Source organism: Mesorhizobium sp. WSM4989, assembly GCF_029625795.1.
In the GTDB taxonomy this organism is placed as follows: Bacteria; Pseudomonadota; Alphaproteobacteria; order Rhizobiales; family Rhizobiaceae; genus Mesorhizobium.
This window is the reverse complement of sequence record NZ_JARTVN010000001.1, coordinates 977,020-1,001,639: the sequence shown is the minus strand read 5'-3', so window position 1 is coordinate 1,001,639 and position 24,620 is coordinate 977,020. Positions and strand designations below refer to the sequence as shown.

Here is a 24,620-nt window from a genome sequence, read left to right as displayed (position 1 = left end):
GGTGATTTGATCGCCCGTTCTTGGCCGCGCAATGATTTCATGTTCCTGCAGGTATCATATTTGCGTGACATCGGGCAGCCTGACCATCTTTTCGGCGCCGCGGAAACGGGTTACCCTCAGCTCCATGGACTTGTTGCGTCACAAAAAGAAGACGGCCGGACGCGGCTTTCTCGACGATCAGTTCCTGATTGCCATGCCTGGCATGAAGGATGACCGCTTCACGCGCTCCGTCATCTATATCTGCGCCCACAGCGACGAGGGCGCCATGGGCCTGATCATCAATCAGACGCAGCAGATGCTGTTCCCGGACCTTCTGGTGCAGCTTGGCATCGTGAACGAGCAGGAAGCAATCCGCTTGCCGGCGCATGCCCGCGATTTCGTCGTGCGCAATGGCGGGCCCGTCGACCGCAGCCGCGGCTTCGTGCTGCATTCCGGCGACTATCGCGTGGAATCCTCGCTCAACGTCTCCGACGACATCTGCCTGACCGCCACGGTCGACATCCTGCGCGCCATCTCGACGGGTCGCGGGCCGCGTCATGCGCTGATGGCGCTCGGCTATTCCGGCTGGGGCGCAGGCCAGCTCGAAAGTGAGATCGCCGAGAATGGCTGGCTGACCTGCCCGGCGACGCCTGAGCTGCTGTTCGACGCCGACATCGAGCGCAAATACGATCGCATCCTTGCCTCGATCGGCATCGATCTCGCCCATTTGAGCGCCGCCGCGGGGCACGCTTAAACGCCTTTGCCGACCTGCGGGACTGGTCGAACCCGCCTTGACTTCGTCATCAGCTCTGAGGAATGGCGACGCTCTGAGCGATTAGGGTGATGACGAGTTGGAAGGTCACCGCAGTTCGTAAGCGCCGAAGCAACGCCCTCTAAGCCTGCGTGAGCGGGTATTGCTCCCTCAGCGTCTTCAGCACCAGTTCGCCGGGCATCGGCGCGCCGAACATGAAGCTCTGGACATACTCGCAGCCCATCTGGCGCAGCTCCAGCGCGTCGCTCTCGTCGGAGATGCCTTCGGCGACGACCGACAGGCCAAGCTCGTGGGCCATGTTGACCATGGACTTGAGCAGCACCGCACGTTTCGGCGTTGCGTCGTCGACGAAGCTCTTGTCGATCTTGATCGTGTCGAAGGGGAAGCGCGTCAGGTAGGAGAGCGATGAATAGCCGGTGCCGAAATCGTCGAGCGACAGTCCGATGCCGAGTTGCTTGAGCTTGGTCAGCACATGCGCGGTCTGCTCGGGATTGTCCATCACCAGCGATTCGGTGAGTTCGAGCCGGAAGCAGCGCGGCTTCAAGTTGGCCCGCGCAATGACGGAGCGCACGTCGCTGACCAGGTCGCGGCGGATGAGCTGCCGGCTGGAGAGGTTGACCGAAACCGACAGCGGCGCGTCGCCGATCTGCTTCTGCCAGGCGGCCAGATCCTCGGCCGCCTGCTGCATGGCGAACAGGCCGAGCTGCACGATCAGGCCGCAATTCTCAGCCACCGGGATGAAGTCTCCCGGCGGGATCATGCCGCGCCGCGGATGGTCCCATCTGAGCAGCGCCTCGAAGCCGGCGACGCTGCCATCCTCCAGCCGCACGATCGGCTGGTAGGCGAGCGTGAATTCGCGGCGCTCGATGGCGCGGCGAAGGTCGGATTCGAACTGCAGCCTGTCGGTGCCGACGGTGCGGAAGGCCGGCCGGAACGGCTCGATCCTGTCGCCGCCGAAACGCTTGGCCTGATGCATGGCAAGCTCGGCGTCCTTGACCATGTCCTCCGACGAGGTTTGCGCCGTCGTCCAGGTGATCAGGCCGATCGAGGCGGTGAGCACGATCTCGCGCTTGGCAAAGGTGATCGGATTGTTGATCGCATGCTTGATGGCATCGGCCATGGCGGCGATGCGGGCCGGATCCTGTTCCGACAGCAGCATCAGCGCGAACTGGTCGCCGGCAAAGCGCGACAGCGAATCTTTGGGCTTCAACAGCCGGTGCAGCCGGCGCGCGATGGTCAGCAGGATGGTGTCGCCGGCTGAAATGCCGAGCCCGTCATTGACCTGCTTGAAACGGTCGATGTCGATGACGAAGACGGTCGGGCGTACCTTGTCCTCGGTGCGGGCGATCGAGATGATCGCCTCCAGCCGGTTCATGAACAGCTCGCGGTTAGGCAGGCCGGTCAGGTTGTCGTGCACGGCGTCGTGCAGCAGCCTTTCCTCGGACTTCTTCTGCTCGGTCACGTCGACCATGGTGCCGACACAGCGGATCACCTCGCCATCCGACCCGATTACGGGGCGGGCGCGCAACGCGAACCAATGATAATGCCCGTCGGCGCCGCGCAGGCGGAAATTCTGGGCCACGCGGCCGCGGCGGTGCTCCAGCACCACGTCCAGCGTTGTACGGAAGGTGTCGCGGTCGTCGGCATGCAGCACCGGCAGCCAGTTGCGGGCGGCGCCCGAAAGGCTGTTGGGGGCAAGGCCGAGCTGCAGGCTGATGTCGGGCTTGGTCACCACGCGGTCGCGCAGCACGTCCCAGTCCCAAACGATGTCGCCCGAGCCGGCGACTGCAAGCGCCTGGCGCTCGAGGTCGGAAAACAGGCCCTGGTGCAGCGCGCCGCCGGCAAAAGCGTGCTGCATAACGGTGAAGCCGATCAACAGGATGATCAGGATCAGACCGCCGCCGAGCGCCGGCTGGGCGATGTCGTTGTCCAGCATGCCGGTGATCGCCATCCACGAGCCGCATAGCCAGAGCAACACCATCACCCAGCTCGGCACCAGCATGATCGCGCGGTCATAGCCGCGAATTCCGAGGAAGATGATGAGGCCGAGGCCGGTGAGCGCGGTGGCGGCAAACGAGATGCGGGCGATGCCGGCGGCGACCGCCGGATCGACGATGGCCACGCCGGCAATCAGTAGCAGCCCGAGGATCCAGACCAGCGCGCCGTAGCTGAAATGGCCGTGCCATCGGTTGAGGTTGAGATAGGCGAACAGGAACACCACGAAGGTACCCGCCAGCGCCACCTCGGTACCGGCCCGCCACATCTGCTCGTTGCCGGGCGAGATTTCGATGACCTTGTTGAGGAAGCCGAAATCGACGCAGATATAGGCGAGCACCGCCCAGGCAAGCGCGGCGGTGGCCGGGAACATCGAGGTTCCCTTGACGACGAACAGGATGGTCAGGAACAGCGCCAAGAGGCCGGCGATGCCGATGACGATGCCGCGGAACAGCGTGTAGGAATTGACCGAGTCCTTGTAGGATTCCGGGTCCCACAGATAGACCTGCGGCAGCTTGGGCGAGGCGAGCTCGGCGATGAAGGTGACGACCGTTCCGGGGTTGAGCGTCACTCGGAACACATCGGCGTCGGGGCTGGTCTGGCGGTCGAGCGCGAAGCCTTCGCTGGGCGTGATCGCCGCGATGCGCGTCGAGCCGAGATCGGGCCAGAAGATACCGGAATTCACCAGGCGGAAATGCGGCGCGACGATCAGCCTGTCGAGCTGCTGGTCGGTGGTGTTGGCGAGCGCGAACACCGCCCAGTCGCCGGTCGAGCGCGCGTCATTGGCCTCAACCTCGATGCGCCGCACGATGCCGTCGGGGCCGGGCGCGGTCGAGACCTGGAAATTCTCGCCCTGGTTCCGGTAGATCTCGACTGCGCCCGAAAGGTCGAGCGCCTTGTCGTCGCGGGCAATCTTGATCGGCTCGACGGCCAATGCCGGCGCAACCGCTGAAAGCGTGACGAAGAGCGCCAGGATGAGGGCGAACAGCGACGCGATTCGCGAAAAAGTCGTCACATATCAGCCCTTCGTTCCATCACCCGGCGGATCGTCCGCGATCCGGGCGTAGAGGTAGTGATCCTGCCAGATGCCGTTGATCCGGAGATAGGATCTGAGAAGTCCTTCGCGCCGGAATCCGGCTTTTTCAAGCACGCGGATCGACCGTGCGTTGTCGGGAATACAGGCAGCCTCGATCCGGTGCAACCGCAGCGTATCGAAGGCAAAACGCGACACCACCTTGACCGCGTCGGTCATCAGTCCACGGCCGCCGAAGCGCTCGCCGATCCAGTAGCCGATGTGGCCGCTTTGCGCGACACCGTGGCGGATGTTGCCGAGCGTGATGCCGCCGGCGAGCTTGCCGCTCGACTTCTCGAAGATGAAGAAGGCAATGGCCGTGCCTTGCGCATAGTCCTCGCGGTAGCGGCCGATGCGCAGCCGCCAGGCGGTGCGGTCGAGCTCGTCAGGCTGCCAACGCGGCTCCCATGGCTCCAGAAAGGCGCGGCTTTCGCCGCGCAGCGTCGACCATTCGCGGTAGTCGTTGGTCAAAGGCACGCGCAACGTGACCTTTTCGCCCTTCAGTGCCGGCAGGTCGCGGCGAAAGAAAGGAAGCGCGAACACGACTTTGGAACGAAGGTTAGACGGCGAGCCTGCGAGCCGTCGTCTGCGGGCCCGCAAGCGATTCGAGGATCGCCTCGTAGGGCGCCAGCGTTCCCACGGGGCCGACCGCCGTCAGCGTCGGCTTGGTCGAGAACAGCCGCGAGGAGAGATCGGTCAGCCGCTCGACCGTCAGCGCCGCCAGCCGCTCCATCAACTCCTCCTTGGCGATCGGCCGCCCGAACAGCAGCAACTGCCTGGCGATCTGCGAGGCGCGGCTTGCCGGGCTTTCGGCCGACATGATGAGGCCGGCCCGATATTGCGCGCGTGCGCGGTCGAGCTCATCCTGCTGGATGCTTTCCCCGGCCTTCTGCAATTCGTCGATGATGACCGGCACCAGCTTGGCGATATCACTCTGTCCGGTCGCCGCATGCACACCGAAAATGCCGGTGTCGGAAAAGCCCCAGTGGAAGGCATAGACCGAATAGCACAGGCCGCGCTTCTCGCGCACTTCCTGGAACAGCCTCGACGACATGCCGCCGCCGAGGATCATCGACAGCACCTGCGAGGCGTAGAAGTCGCGCACATGGTAGGCGCGGCCCTCGAAGCCGAGCACGATCTGCGCATCCATCAGGTCGCGGTCCTCGCGGAAGTCGCCGCCGACATACTGCGCATATTGCGGGATGTTGCTGGTGGCCTTGGCGCGGAAGCCGCCAAGCTGTCTTTCCACCTCGCGCACGAAATTGTCGTGCTTGATGTCGCCGGCGGCCACGATCACCATGCGCTCGGCGCCATATTGCCGTTCGATGAAATCGTGCAGCTGCCTGGAGGTGAAGGATTTGACCGTCTCCGGCGTGCCGAGGATCGAGCGGCCGATGGTCTGGTGGCGGAAGGCCGTTTCGGTGAAACGGTCGAAGACGATGTCGTCGGGTGTGTCGTGCGCGGCGCCGATCTCCTGCAGGATCACATGCTGCTCGCGCTCCAGTTCCTCCGGATCGAACTCCGATTCCTGCAGGATGTCGGCCAGGATGTCGACCGCGAGCGGCACGTCGGCGGAAAGCACCCTGGCGTAGTAGGAGGTCGTCTCGACGCTGGTGGCCGCGTTGATCTCGCCGCCGACATTCTCGATTTCCGAGGCGATCTCGAAGGCGCTGCGCCGTTTCGTTCCCTTGAAAGCCATGTGTTCGAGCAGATGGGCCATGCCGTGCTCTTCGTCGCGTTCATTGCGTGCGCCCGACTTGACCCAGGCGCCAAGGGCAACGGATTCGAGGCTTGGAAGGGTTTCGGTGGCGACCGTCAGGCCGTTCGACAGACGGCTTACCTCAACACCCATATGGCAACTACTCCCTAACGGGCCGCCCGCGTGTGGCGGCTCACGTATTCTTCCACCATTTTCAGCTCGGATGGAAGTATGGTGTACTTTTCGTCGGCTGTCATCAAGCCGGCGAGCCAAGCGGGCAGCGCTGGCGTAACGCCGCTGGCGGCCTCGACCGCCGCCGGGAATTTGGCCGGATGCGCGGTGCCGAGAACCACCATGGGCACGGCGCCCGACATTTGGCCGGCCGCTACGTGCATGGCGGCGGCCGTGTGCGGATCGAGCATATAGCTGCTCGCTGCAAGCGTCTGGCGAATGGTTGCCGCGACCTCGTCGACGCTGGCGCGGCCGGCGTCGAACTCTGTACGGATCCTCGCCATTTCGCCCGCTTCGACGGTGAAGGCGCCGGACTGCTTCAGCCCGTTCATGTAGCGCCTGACCGTCGCGGCATCCCGGCCCGCCGCCTCGAACAGCAGGCGCTCGAAGTTCGAGGACACCTGGATGTCCATCGACGGCGAGGTGGTGGCGAACACGCCCTTGGTGCGGTATTCGCCGCTTGCAAGCGTGCGCGCCAATATGTCGTTGTCGTTGGTGGCGATGATCAGCCGCTCGACCGGCAGTCCCATTCGCTTGGCGGCATAACCGGCGAAAATATCGCCGAAATTGCCGGTCGGCACGGTGAATGACACCGGCCGGTCGGGCGCGCCCAGCGACAGCGCCGAGGAGAAGTAATAGACGATCTGGGCCATGATGCGGGCCCAGTTGATCGAATTGACACCCGACAGCGACACCCTGTCGCGGAAGCCGTGGTCGTTGAACATATCCTTCACCAGGCCCTGGCAATCGTCGAAATTGCCTTCGATCGACAGCGCGTGCACGTTCGCGGCGCTCGACGTCGTCATCTGCCGCTGCTGCACCGGCGAGACCTTGCCGTTGGGGAAAAGGATGAAGATATCGGTGCGGTCGCGGCCGGCGAAGGCGTCTATTGCCGCCCCTCCGGTGTCGCCGGAGGTGGCGCCGACGATGGTCGCGCGGTTGCCCCGTTCGGCCAGCACATGGTCCATCAGCCGCGCGAGCAGCTGCATCGCCACGTCCTTGAAGGCCAGCGTCGGGCCGTGGAAGAGCTCGAGGATGAAGGTGTTTTTGCCCGTCTGCACCAGCGGGCAGACCGCATCGTGCCGGAAAGTCGCGTAGGCTTCACGCACCAGCCGTTCGAAGACGGGTGCGGCGATCTCGCCGCCGAGGAAGGGTGTCAAGACGCGGATGGCAAGGTCGGGATAGGCGAGGCCGCGCATGGCGCGAATATCGGCGGACGAGAACTGCGGCCATTCGCGCGGCAGGTAAAGCCCGCCGTCGCGCGCCAGTCCGGCCAGCACCGCGTCCGAAAATCCAAGCACGGGCGCATCCCCGCGGGTACTCACATATTGCATCGTCAAGAACCCATTGCTGCCGGCCGCGTCATCCACGGCAAATTGGTTAATTTTCCGAGCCGGCTCAGTCGCATTTTCGCCGCGGCGTTGATATACGTCACCGGCTTTGTGAGAGGGAAGTGCAGTTCATGAGGTTTTATTCGGTCAACCGCCGTGTTGTCGCGGGTCTGGCGCTCACCGGCTTTATGCTTGCCGCCGCAGGCTGCCAATCGAGCGACAATGGCATTTTGAACTTCGGCTTCAGCAAGAAGGACCCGACCGCGCCGCCACCGCCGCAGGACCCCAAGGTGCTTGCCAGCCAGTTGCGCGCCTACTGCCCGAAAGTGACGCTGCGCGACGGCACCGCCTTCTTCAATTCCTATGCCAAGGGCGCCGCCGCCAAGACGAAGAAAAAGAAAGTCGATGCCGCGGCGGACGCTGAAGCCGAGGCAGCCGCAGCCGCACAGACCGGACCGAACGGTCAACCCGTCGACCCCAATCGCGATCCCGCCAAGATCATTTACCAGGCCTCGATCACCGACGTGACGCGCGACTGCATTCACGAAAACGGCCAGCTGACGATGAAGATCGCGGTGGCCGGTAAGGTCGTGCCGGGACCGCTGTTCACGCCCGGTAACGTGACGATGCCGATCCGCATCGCGGTCCAACATGGGCCTGACGTGCTCTATTCGCAGCTTCATCAGTATCAGGTGCAGGTCACCGATCCGTCTGCCGCGACGCAGTTCGTCTTCACCGACACCAACGTCGTAGTGCCGGAGCCGACCGCCCGCGACTACCAAGCCTATGCCGGCTATGACGAGAACGCGCCGGCAGCGACGGACAAGTCCAAGGCCAAGAGGAAGAAGCGCGTCGCCGCGGCGGCGACAAACTGATCTGGTTCGCCGTCAATCGCGCTTCCGCGGTTAAGCGTCCTCCGACCACTCCGACAATGCCGCAATCGTGCTGCCGAGTTCCGCCAAACGGCGGATGACGGTTTCGGCGCCCGCTTCGGTCAGCGAGTCGGCATGGCCGGGATAGCTGTGCCCCGCGCCGGTGAAGCCGATGACGCGCATGCCCGCCGTCCTGGCGCCGGTGACGCCGTGCACCGAATCCTCGATGACGAAAGTGTTCTTCGGGTTGGCGCCGAGCTGTTCGGCGGCATAGAGGAACACGTCCGGTGCCGGCTTGGTCTTCTTGCCGGGGATGTCGAGCCCCGAAAAGATGCGGCCGGCGAAGAAGGGCAGCAGGCGCACCTTTTCAAGCATGAACTCGATCCGCTCGGTGCGCGAATTGGAGCAGACAGCGCGCGGCGCGGTGACCGCCGCCACCGCCTCGCGTGCGCCGTCGATGATGCGCACGTCGCTGCGCAGCTTGCGATCGACGAGTTCCTCGGCGCGGTCGATCAGCGAGGCCTGAAAAGGAAGGTGAGATTTCTCCTCGACCCGCATCAGGATGTCCTTGAAGGTCAGTCCGGCATAGGTCTCGGCAAGCTCCTCCGGCGAAATCTCGTATCCGGCCGATGTCAGAAGCTCGGCCTCGACGCGCGCGGCGATGATTTCGGAATCGACGAGCACGCCGTCGCAATCAAAGATGACAAGGTCTGGCTGGGGCATGGCAATCCGAAGCTGGGAGGAAAATGGCCTGACTGGCCCAAGCGGCGCGGCATACACCAATGGGCCGATGTTCGCAAATCAGTGGCGCAGGCTCTCGCCCGACCTTCACCGAATGTTTACGCTGATCGGTAACCATAACGGCCAGTAAATCGTAACGCGTGCTTTGGGTGTTTTGATGTCTGCCGTGCGTCTTCTCGACGAGCTTTCCCACGCTCCCCAGTCCGAATGGCTGGACACGATCCTCAAAGGCGACTGCGTCGCCGCCCTCGACAGGCTGCCCGAAAAGTCGATCGACGTCATCTTCGCCGATCCGCCTTACAACCTGCAACTCGACGGCGACCTGCATCGGCCCGACCAGTCCAAGGTCGACGCCGTCGACGACGACTGGGACCGGTTCGAGAGTTTTGATGCCTATGACGCCTTCACCCGCGCCTGGCTGCTTGCCGCGCGACGCGTGCTGAAGCCCAATGGCACGATCTGGGTGATTGGCTCCTACCACAACATCTTCCGCGTCGGTGCCAGGATGCAGGATCTCGGCTTCTGGATCCTGAACGACGTCGTCTGGCGCAAGACCAACCCGATGCCGAATTTCCGCGGCCGCCGCTTCCAGAACGCCCATGAGACGATGATCTGGGCCTCACGCGACCAGAAGTCCAAGGGCTACACCTTCAACTACGAAGCGCTGAAGGCCTCGAATGACGATTTGCAGATGCGCTCGGACTGGCTGTTCCCGATCTGCACCGGCGCCGAGCGCCTGAAAGACGAGAACGGCAACAAGCTGCATCCCACGCAGAAGCCGGAAGCGCTGCTGGCCCGCATCATGATGGCCTCGACCAAGCCGGGCGATGTCGTGCTCGATCCCTTCTTCGGCTCGGGCACCACGGGTGCGGTCGCCAAGCGCCTCGGCCGTCACTTCGTCGGCATCGAGCGCGAGCAATCCTACATCGATGCCGCCAATGAGCGCATCGCCGCCGTGCGCCCGCTGGATGAGGCCGACCTCACCGTGCTGTCCGGCAAGCGCGCCGAGCCGCGCGTCGCCTTCATAAGCCTGATCGACACCGGCCTGGTGGCGCCGGGCGCCACACTTTACGACGCCAAGAAGCGCTGGGCGGCCAAGGTGCGCGCCGACGGCACGCTGGCCATCGGCGACAGCGCCGGCTCGATCCACAAGATCGGCGCCGAGGTGCAGGGTTTGGACGCCTGCAACGGCTGGACCTTCTGGCACTATGAGCGCAGCGGCGGCCTCACCCCGATCGACGAATTGCGCCGCATCGCCCGCCTCGGAATGGAGCGGGCAGGCGGCTGATCCGCTTGAATCGAAAGCTCAACCGATTGCCGCAAGTGATTCAGTTCAGGCCGCAATCCCGAGCCGTTCAAGATCCGTTTGAAGCGCCTTGGCATCGGTGAACAGCACCGCCTGCCAGCCGGCGGCCTTGGCGCCGTCGACATTCTTCTGGCTGTCGTCGATGAAGAGTGTGGCGGCCGGCTCCAGGTCGAAGGATGCGACGTGACGGTCGTAGATGGCTTGGTCCGGCTTGATCAGGCCGATCTCGCCCGAAACCGTGACGCCGCGCGGCCGATTGAGAAAGTCGAAGCGCCGGCGGGCTTCGGCGAATGTGTCGGCGGCGAAATTGGTCAGCATGGTCACATCGCGGCCCCTGTCGATAAGGCCGACCATGATGGCGACGCTGTCGTCATAGGCATGCGGCACCATCTCGTGCCAGCAGCGACGGAAGTTGCGGATGTTCTCGGCATGATCGGGGTGTTCGGCGATCAGCAGCGCCTCGGCGTCTTGCCAGGTGCGGCCGCGATCCTGCTCGATGTTCCAGGCGCTGGTGCAGACATTGTCGAAGAACCATTTCCGCTCCTCGGCATCCGGGATCAGCCGGCTGAACGGAAGGTCCGGATCGTAGTGGATCAGCACCTTGCCGATATCGAACACGATGTGGCGGATGTCAGTCATTGCGGTCCTTTCAACGCGGGCGCAGCGGGGCTTGCTTTTTGGTTGCGCCCGGTATCGCTGCCTCGATTACCTTTTTCATGACGGTGGGCAGCGCTTCCCCGGGAATTTCGTGGGCTAGCGACCAGAAATGCCCGTTGGGCGCATCACCCCTGATGTGGGCATGGAAGACGTCGAGTTCGAGCGCGAAATGGGTGAAGACATGGCCGATCCGCCCGGCGCGCCGCCAGTCGGCCGAAATGGGCGCTGCGTCCGTCGTAGCGCCGTCGGCCCGCGCCGTCCACGCCGTGGTCGGCACCTCGGTCATGCCGCCGAGCAGCCCCTTGTCCGGCCGTTTGCGCAGCAGGATGGCGCCGTCATCGCGCTGGGCGACAAAGGCAGCACCGCGCCTGAGCGGCTTGTCGCCCTTGGGCAGGCGGACTGGAAAGCGCTCCGGATCGCCTGACAGGATCGCGCTGCAATCCTCGCGCAGCGGGCACAGCATGCAGCGCGGCCGCCGCGGCGTGCAGATCGTTGCGCCGAGATCCATCATCGCCTGGGCGAAATCGCCGGGCCTTGCACCTGGCACGAGCTTCTCGACCAGGGCTCGGATTTCCGGCTTGGCCTCGCTGAGCGGCGTCTCCACCGAATAGAGCCGCGAGATGACACGCTCGACATTGCCGTCGACGACGGCGGCAGGCCGGTCGAAGGCGATCGCCGCGATGGCGGCCGCCGTGTAGGCGCCGATGCCCGGCAATTCCTTCAATCCCGCCTCGGTGTCGGGAAAGCGGCCGCTCCGCTGCGCCACGAGATCGGCGCAGGCTTTGAGATTGCGTGCCCTCGAGTAATAACCGAGCCCGGCCCAGGCCTTCATGACGTCCTCGGCCGGCGCTGCCGCCAGCGCCTCGACGGTCGGCCATTTCTCGACAAACGCCCGGAAATAGGCTTTCACCGCCTCGACCGTGGTCTGCTGCAGCATGACCTCGGAGAGCCAGACGCGATAAGGGTCGGGTTTTGTCCCACGCGAGAACGCACTCGGCGTCACGCGCCAGGGCAGGTCGCGGTGATGCGCGTCGTACCAGGCAAGCAGGCGGACGGCGATGCTGCTATCTCCGGATACGCACTTCTCGGCTGCGGCCTTGCGGGTCTGGTCTTGCGGTGCCATTGATCGGGTGAGTTAGGATCGGAGAACGCAAATGGCAGGGAAAAGGCCCTTCGGCAATCCCGTTCCGGTGAGCGATCTCGCGACCGAGATCCTCGATCCTGTCCTGAAGAAGCGCGCCGGCATCTCGATCGGACTGGTGCAGTCCTGGGAAGAGATCGCCGGGCCGCGCCTGGCCAGCCACTCGCGCCCGGAAAAGATCCAGTGGCCGCGCCGCCTGCATGAGGACGATCCGTTCGAGCCGGCGGTGCTGATCATTGCCTGCGAAGGCATGGCGGCGCTGCATCTTCAGCATGAGGCGGGCGAGGTCATCAACCGCGTCAACGCCTTCCTGGGTTTCAACGCCATAGGCCGCATCAAGATCCTGCAGAAGCCGGTCCTTTCGGCGAAAGCGCGGCCGAAACCACAACCGAGGCCGCTCAGCGAGGCCGAGAAATCGAAGCTGGCGCGAACGGTCGGCAAGATCGAGGATGATGGCTTGCGCGCTTCGCTCGAGCGGCTCGGCGCGACCATCCTCGGACAAAAAAAGCCCTGAGCATGTCTCCCGAAAGTTCCGGCGGTTTCGGGAAAAGTCGTGGAGCGCGCTGCAAAATTGTCGTCAATATCGCATATTCGTGATCGCGCCCGAAAAATTTGGCGATTGGATTGGGGATGCCGATGCCTTAATTCGCGCCAACTCTCGCCTTTTCTAGCCCTTGCATTGCAAAATCCAACCGATATCAGGTGATTCGCATGAACCGCTCTTTGTCTCGCAGAAACCTTCTGACCACGCTGGCCGCCGTTCCGGCAGTGGCGCTGCTTGCCGCGTGCAGCGACTCGGGTGAAGAGGCAAAGGCGGCCGATGTGAAGCCCGCCAATCCGTCGACGCCAGCCAAGCCTGCCACGCCCGCGGCCGCTCAGGTGCCGGAAGCGCAGGGCACCGTCGACATGGCGGAACTGCTCAAGCCCGGCGCTTTGCCCGACAAGCAGCTCGGCAAGGACGACGCCAAGGTCACCATCGTCGAATATGCCTCGATGACCTGCCCGCATTGCGCGCATTTCAACGACACAACCTTCCCTGAGCTGAAGTCGAAATACATCGACACGGGCAAGGTGCGCTATATCCTGCGCGAATTCCCCTTCGACCCGAGCGCCGAGGCCGGCTTCATGCTGGCGCGCTGCGCCAAGGACAACTATTTCGCCATGGTGGACGTGTTGTTCAAGCAGCAGCCGAGCTGGGTCGGCGTCAGCAACACCAAGGAAGCGCTGCTGCAGATTTCCAAGCTCGCCGGTTTTACACAGGAGTCATTTGAGGCCTGCTTGACGGACCAGAAGCTTCTGGACGATGTGAGAGCAGTCCAGAAACGCGGAGCGGACGAGTTCAAGGTCGACTCGACGCCGACCTTCTTCATCAACGGAAAGACCTACAAAGGGGCGATGTCGATTGAGGAAATGTCGGCCATCATCGACCCTCTGCTCTGACGTCCAGGCCGCGCCGAAGCTGCTTGGCTTCGGCATATTGGTCTTTGCGGAGCGGCGCGAATGAAGTTTTCGCGCCTTCGCCTCCTCGGTTTCAAGTCCTTCGTCGAGCCCGGCGAGTTCGTCATCGAACGCGGGCTGACCGGCATTGTCGGGCCGAACGGCTGCGGCAAGTCCAACCTTGTCGAGGCGCTGCGCTGGGTGATGGGCGAAAGCTCCTACAAGAACATGCGCGCGTCCGGCATGGACGACGTGATCTTTTCCGGCTCCGGCGCGCGGCCGGCGCGCAACACCGCCGAAGTCACGCTCTTCCTCGACAATTCGGACCGCACGGCACCCGCCGCCTTCAACGACGCCGATGAATTGCAGGTGTCGCGCCGCATCGAGCGCGAGGCGGGCTCGCTCTATCGCATCAACGGCAAGGAAGCGCGCGCCAAGGACGTGCAGCTGCTCTTCGCCGACCAGTCGACCGGCGCTCGCTCGCCCTCCATGGTCGGCCAGGGCCGCATCGGCGAGCTGATCCAGGCAAAGCCCCAGGCGCGCCGGGCGCTGCTCGAAGAAGCCGCCGGTATCTCCGGCTTGCACACGCGCCGGCACGAGGCGGAGCTTCGGCTGAAGGCGGCCGAACAAAACCTCGAACGGCTTGACGATGTCGTCGGCGAGTTGGAAAGCCAGATCGACAGCCTGAAGCGCCAGGCGCGCCAGGCCTCGCGCTTCAAGAACCTGTCGGCCGACATCCGCAAGGCCGAGGCGACGCTTCTGCATCTGCGCTGGACGCTGGCCAAAACCCAGGAAGGCGAAGCGCGTTCGGCGCTTGCCGTTGCCACCACGCTGGTCGGTGACCGCGCCGCAGCCCAGATGGCCGCTGCGAGGGAGCAGGGCATCGCCGCTCACCGCCTGCCCGACCTGCGCGACGCGGAAGCGGCCGCGGCGGCGGCCTTTCAGCGCCTGTCGATCGCCAAGACGCAGATCGAAGAAGAGGCCGGCCGCATCCGCTCGCGCCAGGCGGAGCTGGAGCGGCGCCTGCAACAGCTCGATGCAGACATCGCCCGCGAGGAGCGGATGGTGCGCGACAATGCCGACATTCTCGAGCGTCTCCGCGCCGAGGAAGCCGAGCTCAATTCGGACAATGCAGGTGCTGCCGAGCGCGAAGCCACCACCCGCGCCGCCTTCGAGCAGGCCGGCGCGACGCTCTCGCAGAGCGAAGCCAGGCTTGCCGCGCTGACGGCCGAACGCGCCGAGGCGGCCGCCTCGCGCCACCAGATCGAGCGCACTTTGCGTGAGACCGCCGAGCGCCGCGACCGCTTCGCTCGCCAGCTTGCCGAGGTCGATCGCGAGCTCTCCGATATTGTCACGCGCATTTCCGGCCTGCCCGATCCCGCCGAGAAGCGGCTGCTGGTCGAGGACGCGCTTGCCCGGCTGGAAGAGAGCGAGTTAGGCGCCATCGCCGCCGAGCAGGCGGTCGCCGAAGCGCGCGCCGCCGAAAGTGCTGCCCGTCCGCCTCTGCAGGATGCCAAGGCCGAATTGCAGCGCATCGAGACGGAAGCGCGCACGCTGGCCAAGATACTCAACGCCGCGAGCGGCGATCTCTTTCCTTCGGTGCTGGAGCAGATCAGCGTCGAGCGCGGCTACGAGACGGCACTTGGCGCCGCGCTCGGCGAGGACCTCGACGTGCCGCTCGACCGCAGCGCCCCGGTGCATTGGGGCGAGAGCGCGGTTCAACCGGGTGACGCGGCACTGCCCGAAGGCGTGAGGAGCCTGGCGCGTGTGGTCCGCGCGCCGGCACAGCTTGCCCGCCGCCTGGCGCAGATCGGCATCGTCGACGCCGCCGATGGCCGTCGCCTTCAAGCGCAGCTCGCGCCCGGCCAGCGGCTGGTCAGCCGCGACGGCGCGCTCTGGCGCTGGGACGGCTTGACGGCCAGCGCCGATGCGCCAACCGCTGCCGCGCAGCGGTTGGCGCAGAAGAACCGCCTGGCGGAGCTCGATGCCGAGGCCGTGCAGGCGACCCGCGTCGTGCGCGAGGCCGAGGAGGCGCTGGCGCGCGCCGAGCAGGCCATGCGCCAGGCGAGCGAGGCCGAGCGCAACGCGCGTCAGGCCGGCCGCGATGCCCAGCACGCACTGGACGCCGCCCGTAACGCGCTGGCCGAGGCCGAGAAGGCCGGCGGCGAGCTGGCGAGCCGCCGTGCTGCCTTGGATGACGCCCGCGCGCGCATCGTCGACATCCATGAAGAGACGCAAGCCGCTTTCCTCGAAGCCGAGGAGATGCTCAGGGACGCGCCCGATCTCGGCGACCTGCAGCTCCAGCTCGAGCAGGCCTCCGCCAGTGTAGCTCGCGACCGCGCCACGCTTGCCGATACGCGCGCCGTGCATGACGGCCTACGGCGCGAGGCCGAAGCGCGCATGCGCCGGCTCGACGCGATCGGCACCGAGCGCAAGAACTGGCTGGAGCGGGCCGAAAACGCCTCGACGCAGATCGCCGCGCTTGGCGAGCGCAAGGCTGAGGCCGAAGCTGAGCGCGAGCGGCTGGCCGACGCGCCCGACGAGATCGACGCCAAGCGCCGTGCGCTGTTGAGTCAGCTTTCCGAGGCCGAGGCGCTGCGCCAGGCCGCCGGCGATCGCCTGCAGGAAGCGGAGACCAAGCAAGCCGAGCTCGACAAGGCGGCGACCGCGGCGATCCAGTCGCTTGCCGAAGCGCGCGAGACCCGCGTCCGCGCCGAGGAGCGGCTGACCGCGGCCGACGAACGCCGCGCCGAGGTCGAGGCTCGCATCCAGGAAGCGTTGAACACGCCGCCGCATCTCGTCATCAAGCATACCGGGCTAGAGACCGACGACCCGATGCCGGACATGGCCGAGGTCGAGCGCCAGCTCGACCGGCTGAAGATCGAGCGCGAGCGGCTAGGGGCCGTCAATCTGCGCGCCGAGGAAGAACAGCGGGAGCTGTCGGACCGCCTGGAAATCATCGTTTCCGAGCGCGAGGACATCATCGAGGCGATCAGAAAACTGCGCCAGGCGATCCAGAGCCTCAACCGCGAGGGCCGCGAACGCCTGCTGTCGGCCTTTGAGGTGGTCAACGGCCACTTTCAGCGCCTGTTCTCGCATCTTTTCGGCGGCGGCACGGCCGAATTGCAGCTGATCGAGTCCGAAGATCCGCTGGAAGCCGGCCTCGAAATCCTCGCACGCCCGCCGGGCAAGAAGCCGCAGACCATGACGCTGCTCTCCGGCGGCGAGCAGGCGCTCACCGCCATGTCGCTGATTTTTGCCGTCTTCCTTACCAATCCGGCGCCGATCTGCGTGCTCGACGAGGTCGACGCCCCGCTCGACGACCACAATGTCGAGCGCTTCTGCAATCTGATGGACGAGATGTCGAAGACCACCGAGACGCGCTTCGTCATCATCACCCACAACCCGATCACCATGGCGCGCATGGACCGGCTGTTCGGCGTCACCATGGCCGAGCAGGGCGTCAGCCAGCTGGTCTCGGTCGACCTGCAGGCGGCTGAGGCGATGCGCGAGGCGAGTTGAGGGCGGCTTGGCGTCCGGAACCGACTGAGTTACCTCTCCGGTGCCGTGGCTGGCGCCGTGTAACGCCGGCGCACGGCCTCCAGCACGCGCTTGCGGCTGTCCTCGGGCGATAGACGCCTGTCCTTCTCGGCCTCTGCCGTCTCGCGGGCGAGTTCCTTGTCCCTGATCTGTTGGCGGAACCATTTGGAATAGTCGCCGGCGCGCAGGTGATATTCCCAGGTCTTGTCGTCGATGCCTTCTGCCATTTGGGCGAAAATAATCAGGTTGTGGGCTCTGAGGTTCATCGCCTTTTCCGGCCCCGTGAAATAGAAACTGCCGGCCTCGTCGAGCTCGCCTTCGGCATATTTGCGGCTGTGCCGCTTCAGCGATTGGTGGGGTTCGATCGCCTTGACCGTGAACGGCTTCTTGCCGTCCTGCGGCCGCCACAGCAGAACCCGGTCACCCTTCGGCGAAGGAATGCTCTTGGGCGCCTCCAGCCCGGCCTCCTTGCAGAAGGTCTTGATCACGCTCTTCGCCTTCGGACCGAGCGCGATGACCGCCGTCACCAGGCGCAGGACCCCGGTCGAAATCGCTTCCGGATGCACGGTGATCAGCACCGTGCCCGGCAGCTCGAGCGACAGCACCGCGCGCGTGTCCTCGCGGCGCCGGGGCAGAAGGTGATGCGCCTCGTCGATGATCAGCCAATGCGGCCTTGCCGTGCGGTAGCGGACGCTGCCGAGGCCTGGCAGCAATTCGGCAAAGAAGTCGGGCCGCTCGTCGACCTTCAGCGCCAGCCCGTTGACCACGATATTGGTGCTAGGCTTTTCGATCAGCTCCAGCAATTGCTCCTTGCTGGGTGTAGTCGAGCCATCACCTAGCGGAACGGCGCCCTCCAGTCCGTCATAGTCGCCCTCGGGATCGAAAATGCAGAACTGCAATCCCTGTTCGGCAAGCCGCTCGGTGAGCGCTGTGGCCAATGTCGACTTGCCGATACCGGAGCTTCCGGCGATCAGAACGGTCTCGACGGGCGACAGATAGACCTTCTTGCCGTTGGCAGTTCCCAGCAGGACGCCGCGCAAGCGCTTGCGAGCTATCAGATGATCCTGCTTTATCAGCTTGCCGATCAGTTCTTCGACACCCTTGCCGCGCGCCTCCCTCGTGACGAGGTCGGCGGTTTCCTTCACGGCGGGCAATGCGTTGGCGACGGCGATGCTGCAACCCGAAGCCCTGAGGAAGGCGTGGTCGTTCTCGGCATCGCCGATGCCCACCACATTATGCGGCGACAATCTGAGGTCCTTGAGCGCAGCCGCCAGTCCGGTGGCCTTGTTGATGCCTGAGGGCAGGATCATCACCGCGCCCTTGTTAAAGATGATCTCCAGCTCAAGGCCGAGCTCCTTGATGACGTCGAGCACGGTGGCCTGGTGCGGCTCCCAGGTGGCAACGATCGAGCGGCCGACCGAGAGCGGCTTGACGCCGCGCTTCTTCAGTCTGTCGACGAAATCGGCGGAAGGCGAGGGCGAGATTGTTTGCTCTTCTTCGCTCGCCGGCGTGTAGATCAGCGCGCCGTTTTCGGCCACCACCTTGTCGAATAGCCCGACCTCCGGAAACACCTCTTTGAGATCGGGCAGTTCGCGGCCGGTGACCAGGATGAGCTTGCGGCCGGACTTCTTCAGCTTCTTCAGCGCCGACAGCGTGCTGGCGGTGACCAGTCCGTCATGCGCCAGCGTGCCGTCGTAGTCGGTGGCCAGTGCCATGAAATACATCGGGTGATCCTCTCCGCTGCCGGTCGCTCGGTCCGTCTGGAACAAACAACGTCTGTCGGCGGAAAAGGTTTAGGCCGGCGCTTTCGCCTGCCTGGCGAGAAACCTGGCGTGGAGAAATGCAACTCATCGGAAAGAGAGAAAGGTTGGCTGGGTTCTGGAAAGGCGGGGCGTTTCTGGTCTTTAGGTCTGTTTGGGGTCGGCGCGTTGCTCCTGTGCCCTCTTGCAGATCTCATCCAATTTTTTTCGGACCCGGTCGTTATCGAACAACAGCTTGGCGCGTGAGAATCCTCTGCTACGAAGCTCCCATTCGATGGCAAGCCATCCTTCATAGTCGCCAGATAACGCAAGTTTCCCGGCTTCGCGCCACATAAGCACGTCACGCTCTCGGGACACACCCTTTCTCCGTGCTTTTGCGCGAAGCATATAGGAGGTCGGGCCGATATTGTCGAGGGACCTGCCCCACAGCTCGCCGCGACCAGAGCACGGACTTCCACTTCATATTGAGAGAGCGTGATGTCGAGCTGACGCAAATATCGGTCAGTTCATTGCCGGGCGCTCGACATCCCGGCGTGCGTTCTTGCCCCATAACTCACGGACGAATTTGATCGTCTCGCCAATCGTCCGGATTTCGATGATTTGCAACGATGGAACCCGTGCGCACCGTCTCCGCTCATGGACTGCTCCTGCGAGGCCGGTGGGTTTTGGAGGTGGCAAGGGATCGAAAGCCGCGTTGAGACCACTGAAGAGAATCCGCGCTGAAATCGCCGCGCCACCCAATTCCCGCGAGAGATATATTGTTACATTTTGAGACACTTTTTTTAAATTTTGTGATTTGCTCCATACCGCTAACCTGGGCTCTTTTGGCCGCGAGCCATTCGGGCTTCAGGCATGTTGGGCAGAAAGGGTGGGGGTGTGAAAGGTCGCCAAGAATGGCCGATACGAATACCATTGTCTTGAGCGGTGACTACGGCTACCGCCAATATAAAGCATCCGGTCTCCCCGCCGACACCACTATCGATGCCAGCAAAGCCTCGTGGATTGTCGCCAATCAGGGAAGCTCCACCAACCTCTATCCCTTCGCGGTCGTCAACCCCGGCGACAACCTCGTGGCGTCGGGCGGCACGATCAACGGCACGGTCTCCCAAACCGGCGCCTGGGAGGACGTTTACGTCAACTCCGCCGCAGTCCGCGTGAATTCAGCCCACAACTTTGTCATCGACGACTGGACGATCACCAAGCCCTGGGATGGCATCCGTGTCGGCGGCACTGGCACCTTCCTCATCGAGGATACCTATGTCGGCTACTCACGAGACGACGCGGTCGAGGACGACGACGTCATCGGCGGCACCATCCGGGATTCGCTGTTCGACCACGTGTTTTCCGGAGTGAGCCTTGGCGACGGTGACGTCGATGGGTCTGACAACACGGTCACCATGGATGGCATGCTTCTAGGCATGGGAGAGTATCTTCGCAAAGGCGAGATGACGCACGGTTCGCCGTTCAAACTGGACAAGGGCACAGGCGCTGACGATATCGTTCCTAGCTTGCGCTTCATCGACTGCGTGGTGGCGATCACCGACGTTGACCACAACGGCTTGGAGCGGGTGCAGCGGGCCTGGGACAAGACGGTCGAGTCGCACGGCAATTACTATCTCAACCTCTCCGACACGCCACTGCCGGCGGATTATCCAATGCCGCCCGCCGGCTGGACGGTCCTTCAAGGCCAAGCGGCCCGCGATTACTGGGCCAACGCCAAGGCGGCCTGGCATGCAGCCCATGACGGGACGGACCCGCTGCCGTCATCTCCGACCGTGCCGACCGACCCGCTACCGTCATCTCCGACCCTGCCGACGGACCCGACCCACGGAACGACCGGGAACGATACATTTGTCGGCACTGCCGCGGCCGATACCTTTGATGGCCTGGCTGGCAACGACACATTGCGGGGCAAGGGTGGCAACGACGTGCTGACCGGCGGCGCGGGCCACGACACCTTTGTGTTTGACACCGCCTATGGCGCCGGCAATGTCGACACGCTGACCGACTTCGACGCGGTAAACGACGCGCTCTATCTCGACAACGCCGTCTTCACCCAACTCGGCGCCGGTTCCTCGTCCAGCCCGACGCAGGTGAACTCGTCGTATTTTGAGTTGCGAGAACACGCCACCCATAGCAACGATCACCTGCTCTACAACCGGGCCACGGGCGTCTTGTCCTATGATCCCGACGGCTCGAGATCGGCCCCGCAGGTGGAAATCGCCCACCTGGAGCCCGGAGCGGCACTGACCTATCACGACGTATTCGTCGTTTGATCGTTCATGCGATCGGACCATGGCATGGCGAGGGGCGGGCGCGCCCCCCGCCGTGCCTGGTTCCGACGGTCACCGATCAGAAAGGCGGCGGACGCCGATCAAGTTGCCATAAACGTCGGCCGCATTGATCGCCGCGGATGCGCATGCGCCGGCCTTTGCGGTCGGCGCTGCCATCACCAATCCCAAACCGATCGGGCCGATGGCGGCGACACCATTATCGGCGGCCAGCTTGCTGCGGCGGCGGCGCTATTGTTGGAAAACATGTAGCAACCAGAGTTTCACGCCGCCTCGTTCGCAGACGTCATTTTCACTGCCAGCAAACGATTGGCTGACTAGGGCAATTTCGAGGTTTGGACGATTCAATTCTCTGCTTGAGAATCAGACGCTTAGCGCCATCCTGGATTGGTGGTTCCTGGCGTCCCAGCCGAACTGGATGCCCGGTGGATAACTTCCGGTGAAAGTGAGGCTAGGCTGTCAAAAGGTCGCAAGCGATAGCGCGGCTGCTTGGCATGATATATAAACATTGTCTAAAATGATCGCTTAACCAAAAGAGACGATTTCGGGGATGCCCAGTTACACGAATAGAAGGGTGCTGTCGAAGAGCGTGGTCGAAATGGGCCTGTTCTCCGCGGTGATGAACACCCTGGTGCTAGTTCTGCCTCTCTACATGCTGCAGGTCTATGATCGGGTGTTGCCCGCCGCCAATTTGGACACGCTCACCTACCTAACATTGCTTGCGCTTTCGACGCTCTTGCTCTTCGGCGTGCTCGAAGTCGTGCGGGGTGTATACGCAAGCCGGCTCGCGGCGCGACTGGATGTCTCTTTGGGCACATCGTCTTTTCTCGCTGCAATGAGTGGCCCTCGCGCTGGCCTCGGCGATGTTCAAGCCTTGCGCGACTTGGCCACCGTGCGAGGCTTCATCGCTTCGAGAACGATTTTCTTTCTCTTCGACCTTCCTTTCGGGCCGATCTTCGTAGGCCTGCTCTATTTCATCCATCCGCTGCTCTTCCTCGTGACGGTCGTCGGGGCGGTTCTCATGGTCGCCATCGCCATGCTGAACCAGGTCGCGAGCTCGCGACCTGGCAAGGAGGCGGCGGAGAGTCTCAACGCCTCGATGAATTCGGCGCAGGCTTTCGCCCGAAGCTTCGAAACCGTTCGCGCACTTGGCATGGTGTCCAACGCGATAGAATTCTGGGGCACCCGTTTTTCCGGCTCTCTACACGCCTCGGATGGGCTCGCTCGCATCAATTCGTTTTATGGCGGTGTATCGCGCACCACTCGTTCGACACTGCAGATCGCGATATTGGGAGCCGGCGCTTATCTGGTTCTCCACAACGAGATGACCGCCGGTATGATATTTGCGTCCTCGATGATTTCGGCGCGCGCTCTGCAACCTCTTGATCAGATCATTGGGAGTTGGCGGCAGATCATCGACGCCAATCTTGCGTGGAAGAGGCTTTCGGCTCTCCGGTCCGGGCTCGACAACCAGGAGAACGTAGCATTGCCGGCTCCTGAAGGAGCGCTAAGCGTGGAGCAAATAGTCTATCATCTTCCGGGCGCGGCCGATGGCTCGCTGCCGCTGATCAAGCGCTTGACCTTTGAGGTCGCCGCCGGCGAGACAGTCGCGATCGTAGGGCCGAGCCAGGCTGGAAAATCGACTTTGGCGCGCCTCATCGTCGGTGCGATCGCGCCCCGCTCTGGGGCGATCCGGATCGACGGCGGCGATGTTCGGAACTGGGACCCGGAACAACTCGGCCGCCATATTGGTTACCTGCCGCAAGATGTGGAACTCTTCCCGGGAACCATCGCGCAAAATATCGCGCGGTTCGAACCGAATGCGCCCAGCGAGAAGTTGGTTCAAGCAGCCCAGCGGGCCCAAGTGCATGAGCTCATCCTGGGTCAGAGGGATGGCTACTCGACGCTGATCGGCCCGACCGGCGTTCGCCTTTCGGGTGGCGAGCGTCAACGCATCGGGCTTGCTCGGGCCTTCTACGGCGATCCCAAGGTGCTGGTTCTCGACGAGCCCAATGCAAATCTCGATTCCAACGGCGAAGCCGCGCTCGAGCGCGCGATTAGCGGGGCGCGTTCACGAAAAACGACCGTGCTTGTCATAACCCATCGGCCCTCTCTCGCTTCCAAATGCGATCGCGTATTGATGCTACGCAATGGCCAGGTCGAGATCTACGGTTTGACCAAGGGCGTGCTCGATAGACTTGTCGAGCGACGCGCCCAAGCGGGGTGGCCCGCAGCCTCTCAGTCGCGCGAAGGAGTGGTGCCTTTCCCCTCATCTGCTCGAGGCGAGATAAAGGTCGCTAATGACTAGCCAAGCCATCGGCGCCAGGACGTATAGCTGGCAGCGCAACGTCGACACACGCACAGATCGCATCACGCTCGCGGGGTATGCAAGCGTGTCCGTTTTCTTGCTTGGCTTCGTATTCTGGGGCGCAATGGCGCCGATTGCCGGAGCAACGATCGCGCCAGGAGTGATTGCAGCAGCTGGACAGAATGTCATGATCCAGCATCTCGAAGGTGGCGTGGTCAGCAGCGTCAAAGCTCGAGAGGGTGACAGAGTCTTACGAGGGCAGGCGCTGATCGTGCTCGATCCAACGGTGGCGCAGTCGCAGCTCAACCGAGTCCTCAAACAGTGGGTCGCACAAAAGGCTGAGATCGCGCGGCTCGAGGCAGAACGGGATGGCCTGGAGAAAATCGTCCTGCCCCGCGATTTAGGCGCCTACTCAGACGCGTCCGAATTCAGTGACGTCTTTGCAGAGCAAACCAAGGAGTTCCGGGCTCGGCTAGCGCGCTATGGCGCAGATCAGGAGATCCTTAGGGAACGGGTGGCAGCCCTTCAGGAAGCTGTTGCCGGCTTGAAGGCGCAAAAGGATGCTGCGGCAAACCAGCTCGCGATCGTCAATGCCGAGACGGAACGCAAAAAGCACTTGCTCGACAAGGGACTGACAAATCGTTCCGAATACACCGACCTTCTGCGCAGCACCGCCGAGTTGGTAGGTCAGGAGGGATCGCTGGAGGCGCAAATCGCCAGCGCGGCCACCCAGATCGTGGAAGCGCGCCAGCAGATTGAAAGACTAACAACCACCCGGGTCGAGGATGCTGTCACCGAACTGAACAAAGCCCGGGTAGAGGTGGCCGACCTTGAGGAACAAATCAACGCCGCTCGATCGGTCCTGGTGCGAACGACCATTCGTGCCCCGGCGGACGGAATCATCGTCCGCTCTCTGTACAATTCCGAAGGCAGCGTCATTCGTGCTGGCGAGCCTGCGATGGAGCTTCTGCCGACGAAGGAACTTATCGTCGAGGCAAAGATCAAGCCTGAAGACATCGATTCTATCCGAGTCGGCCAAGGCGCGAACATGATGTTCACGGCCCTGAACGCACGGACAACACCAAAAGTGCCGGGAAAGGTCTTCTACATTTCGGCGGACCGGCTGACCACTCCCAGCACTGGACAGCCCTATTACACCGTGCGGCTTAAGATGGCCGACAAGCTGCCACCGCAGGTCAAGCCCGAGCAGATCTACCCAGGCATGCCGGTCGAAACCTTCATTTCAACCGGCGAGCGAACCTTTCTGAGCTATCTGACCAAGCCGCTGGTGGACTCGTTCCAGCGCGCCTTTCGGGAAAGATAGCCCGATCCTGCCTCCTGCGGCCTTCAACCTTACCCGAAGTGGAACTCTTCCGCCGGATTATGCGCAACCGGGTTCGGCCACTCACGGTTCTCGGTTTTCATGGCCAAAACGTCGCACGCTCGTAGCGCTCGAGGCGACGGGCTTTGTGATGGCTGTCTCGCCAC

The 24,620-nt window shown here is 63.5% G+C and carries 18 protein-coding genes; 10 read left to right on the top strand and 8 right to left on the bottom strand.

Going from position 1 to position 24,620, the window contains the following annotated elements; translation table 11 throughout:
• The first annotated feature begins 124 nt into the window (after nucleotides 1–124).
• A complete protein-coding gene (locus P9217_RS04995) occupies nucleotides 125–733 on the top strand; it encodes a YqgE/AlgH family protein (protein WP_066997984.1) in 609 nt (202 codons plus the stop codon).
• A gap of 139 nt (nucleotides 734–872) precedes the next feature.
• On the opposite strand, the gene P9217_RS04990 is transcribed toward P9217_RS04995, so the two are convergent.
• The 4 genes from P9217_RS04990 to thrC are packed head-to-tail and all read right to left on the bottom strand — an operon-like array spanning nucleotide 873 to nucleotide 7,082.
• On the bottom strand, nucleotides 873–3,761 hold the full coding sequence (locus tag P9217_RS04990; protein WP_095830423.1) for an EAL domain-containing protein: 2,889 nt from the start codon (nucleotides 3,759–3,761) through the stop codon (nucleotides 873–875).
• Between the two features lie 3 nt (nucleotides 3,762–3,764).
• Nucleotides 3,765–4,361 (bottom strand): GNAT family protein, encoded by a 597-nt coding sequence (locus P9217_RS04985; RefSeq protein WP_066997979.1) that lies wholly within the window; start codon nucleotides 4,359–4,361, stop codon nucleotides 3,765–3,767.
• Nucleotides 4,362–4,377: 16 nt separating this feature from the next.
• On the bottom strand, nucleotides 4,378–5,670 hold the full coding sequence (locus P9217_RS04980) for a pitrilysin family protein (protein ID WP_066997977.1): 1,293 nt from the start codon (nucleotides 5,668–5,670) through the stop codon (nucleotides 4,378–4,380).
• Nucleotides 5,671–5,684: 14 nt separating this feature from the next.
• The gene (gene thrC / locus P9217_RS04975; RefSeq protein ID WP_067328024.1) at nucleotides 5,685–7,082 is read right to left on the bottom strand and encodes a threonine synthase; all 1,398 of its coding nucleotides are present in this window, start codon (nucleotides 7,080–7,082) and stop codon (nucleotides 5,685–5,687) included.
• Nucleotides 7,083–7,210: 128 nt separating this feature from the next.
• Here thrC and P9217_RS04970 point away from each other — a divergent pair, with 128 nt between their 5' ends.
• Complete coding sequence (locus P9217_RS04970; protein WP_278086499.1) at nucleotides 7,211–7,954, top strand: hypothetical protein; 744 nt, start codon at nucleotides 7,211–7,213, stop codon at nucleotides 7,952–7,954.
• A 30-nt stretch (nucleotides 7,955–7,984) separates the two neighbouring features.
• On the opposite strand, the gene P9217_RS04965 is transcribed toward P9217_RS04970, so the two are convergent.
• The gene (locus P9217_RS04965; protein WP_127323564.1) at nucleotides 7,985–8,674 is read right to left on the bottom strand and encodes an HAD family phosphatase; all 690 of its coding nucleotides are present in this window, start codon (nucleotides 8,672–8,674) and stop codon (nucleotides 7,985–7,987) included.
• Nucleotides 8,675–8,849: 175 nt separating this feature from the next.
• Between P9217_RS04965 and P9217_RS04960 the strand changes: the two genes are divergently transcribed.
• Entirely contained in the window at nucleotides 8,850–9,980 is a 1,131-nt protein-coding gene (locus P9217_RS04960; protein WP_278086500.1) for a site-specific DNA-methyltransferase, read from the top strand.
• Between the two features lie 45 nt (nucleotides 9,981–10,025).
• Here P9217_RS04960 and P9217_RS04955 read toward each other — a convergent pair whose 3' ends face one another.
• The gene (locus P9217_RS04955; protein ID WP_278086501.1) at nucleotides 10,026–10,637 is read right to left on the bottom strand and encodes an HAD family phosphatase; all 612 of its coding nucleotides are present in this window, start codon (nucleotides 10,635–10,637) and stop codon (nucleotides 10,026–10,028) included.
• A gap of 10 nt (nucleotides 10,638–10,647) precedes the next feature.
• On the bottom strand, nucleotides 10,648–11,778 hold the full coding sequence (gene mutY / locus P9217_RS04950) for an A/G-specific adenine glycosylase (RefSeq protein ID WP_278086502.1): 1,131 nt from the start codon (nucleotides 11,776–11,778) through the stop codon (nucleotides 10,648–10,650).
• Nucleotides 11,779–11,809: 31 nt separating this feature from the next.
• Here mutY and P9217_RS04945 point away from each other — a divergent pair, with 31 nt between their 5' ends.
• The 3 genes from P9217_RS04945 to smc all read left to right on the top strand — a co-directional run bounded on the left by P9217_RS04945 (nucleotide 11,810) and on the right by smc (nucleotide 16,755).
• A complete protein-coding gene (locus P9217_RS04945) occupies nucleotides 11,810–12,310 on the top strand; it encodes a DUF721 domain-containing protein (protein ID WP_067327870.1) in 501 nt (166 codons plus the stop codon).
• Between the two features lie 197 nt (nucleotides 12,311–12,507).
• Nucleotides 12,508–13,236, top strand: coding sequence for a DsbA family protein (locus P9217_RS04940; protein ID WP_067327871.1), 729 nt, complete (start codon nucleotides 12,508–12,510; stop codon nucleotides 13,234–13,236).
• A 60-nt stretch (nucleotides 13,237–13,296) separates the two neighbouring features.
• Nucleotides 13,297–16,755 carry a chromosome segregation protein SMC gene (gene smc / locus P9217_RS04935; RefSeq protein WP_278086503.1) on the top strand — a complete coding sequence of 1,153 codons (3,459 nt, stop codon included), beginning with the start codon at nucleotides 13,297–13,299 and terminating at the stop codon, nucleotides 16,753–16,755.
• Nucleotides 16,756–16,784: 29 nt separating this feature from the next.
• On the opposite strand, the gene P9217_RS04930 is transcribed toward smc, so the two are convergent.
• Nucleotides 16,785–18,497 (bottom strand): HAD family hydrolase, encoded by a 1,713-nt coding sequence (locus tag P9217_RS04930; protein ID WP_278057425.1) that lies wholly within the window; start codon nucleotides 18,495–18,497, stop codon nucleotides 16,785–16,787.
• Between the two features lie 3 nt (nucleotides 18,498–18,500).
• On the opposite strand from P9217_RS04930, the gene P9217_RS04925 reads away from it, so the two are divergent.
• The 4 genes from P9217_RS04925 (at nucleotide 18,501) to P9217_RS04910 (ending at nucleotide 24,456) form a co-directional block, all read left to right on the top strand.
• A complete protein-coding gene (locus P9217_RS04925; RefSeq protein ID WP_127323569.1) occupies nucleotides 18,501–18,779 on the top strand; it encodes a hypothetical protein in 279 nt (92 codons plus the stop codon).
• A 647-nt stretch (nucleotides 18,780–19,426) separates the two neighbouring features.
• The gene (locus P9217_RS04920; protein ID WP_095823789.1) at nucleotides 19,427–20,809 is read left to right on the top strand and encodes a calcium-binding protein; all 1,383 of its coding nucleotides are present in this window, start codon (nucleotides 19,427–19,429) and stop codon (nucleotides 20,807–20,809) included.
• Nucleotides 20,810–21,398: 589 nt separating this feature from the next.
• Nucleotides 21,399–23,132 (top strand): type I secretion system permease/ATPase, encoded by a 1,734-nt coding sequence (locus tag P9217_RS04915; protein ID WP_278086504.1) that lies wholly within the window; start codon nucleotides 21,399–21,401, stop codon nucleotides 23,130–23,132.
• Nucleotides 23,125–24,456: an HlyD family type I secretion periplasmic adaptor subunit gene (locus tag P9217_RS04910; protein ID WP_067327876.1), complete on the top strand. Its 1,332-nt coding sequence runs from the start codon at nucleotides 23,125–23,127 to the stop codon at nucleotides 24,454–24,456. Before P9217_RS04915 ends, P9217_RS04910 begins: the two co-directional genes overlap by 8 nt.
• Nucleotides 24,457–24,620: the final 164 nt, after the last annotated feature.

Excerpts from the sequence above, each read along its gene's own strand:
- P9217_RS04995 (WP_066997984.1), top strand. The coding sequence starts at position 125 with ATGGACTTGTTGCGTCACAAAAAGAAGACGGCCGGACGCGGCTTTCTC.
- P9217_RS04980 (WP_066997977.1), bottom strand. The coding sequence starts at position 5,670 with ATGGGTGTTGAGGTAAGCCGTCTGTCGAACGGCCTGACGGTCGCCACC.
- thrC (WP_067328024.1), bottom strand. The coding sequence starts at position 7,082 with ATGCAATATGTGAGTACCCGCGGGGATGCGCCCGTGCTTGGATTTTCG.
- P9217_RS04970 (WP_278086499.1), top strand. The coding sequence starts at position 7,211 with ATGAGGTTTTATTCGGTCAACCGCCGTGTTGTCGCGGGTCTGGCGCTC.
- P9217_RS04965 (WP_127323564.1), bottom strand. The coding sequence starts at position 8,674 with ATGCCCCAGCCAGACCTTGTCATCTTTGATTGCGACGGCGTGCTCGTC.
- P9217_RS04960 (WP_278086500.1), top strand. The coding sequence starts at position 8,850 with ATGTCTGCCGTGCGTCTTCTCGACGAGCTTTCCCACGCTCCCCAGTCC.
- P9217_RS04955 (WP_278086501.1), bottom strand. The coding sequence starts at position 10,637 with ATGACTGACATCCGCCACATCGTGTTCGATATCGGCAAGGTGCTGATC.
- mutY (WP_278086502.1), bottom strand. The coding sequence starts at position 11,778 with ATGGCACCGCAAGACCAGACCCGCAAGGCCGCAGCCGAGAAGTGCGTA.
- P9217_RS04945 (WP_067327870.1), top strand. The coding sequence starts at position 11,810 with ATGGCAGGGAAAAGGCCCTTCGGCAATCCCGTTCCGGTGAGCGATCTC.
- P9217_RS04940 (WP_067327871.1), top strand. The coding sequence starts at position 12,508 with ATGAACCGCTCTTTGTCTCGCAGAAACCTTCTGACCACGCTGGCCGCC.
- smc (WP_278086503.1), top strand. The coding sequence starts at position 13,297 with ATGAAGTTTTCGCGCCTTCGCCTCCTCGGTTTCAAGTCCTTCGTCGAG.
- P9217_RS04930 (WP_278057425.1), bottom strand. The coding sequence starts at position 18,497 with ATGTATTTCATGGCACTGGCCACCGACTACGACGGCACGCTGGCGCAT.
- P9217_RS04920 (WP_095823789.1), top strand. The coding sequence starts at position 19,427 with ATGGCCGATACGAATACCATTGTCTTGAGCGGTGACTACGGCTACCGC.
- P9217_RS04910 (WP_067327876.1), top strand. The coding sequence starts at position 23,125 with ATGACTAGCCAAGCCATCGGCGCCAGGACGTATAGCTGGCAGCGCAAC.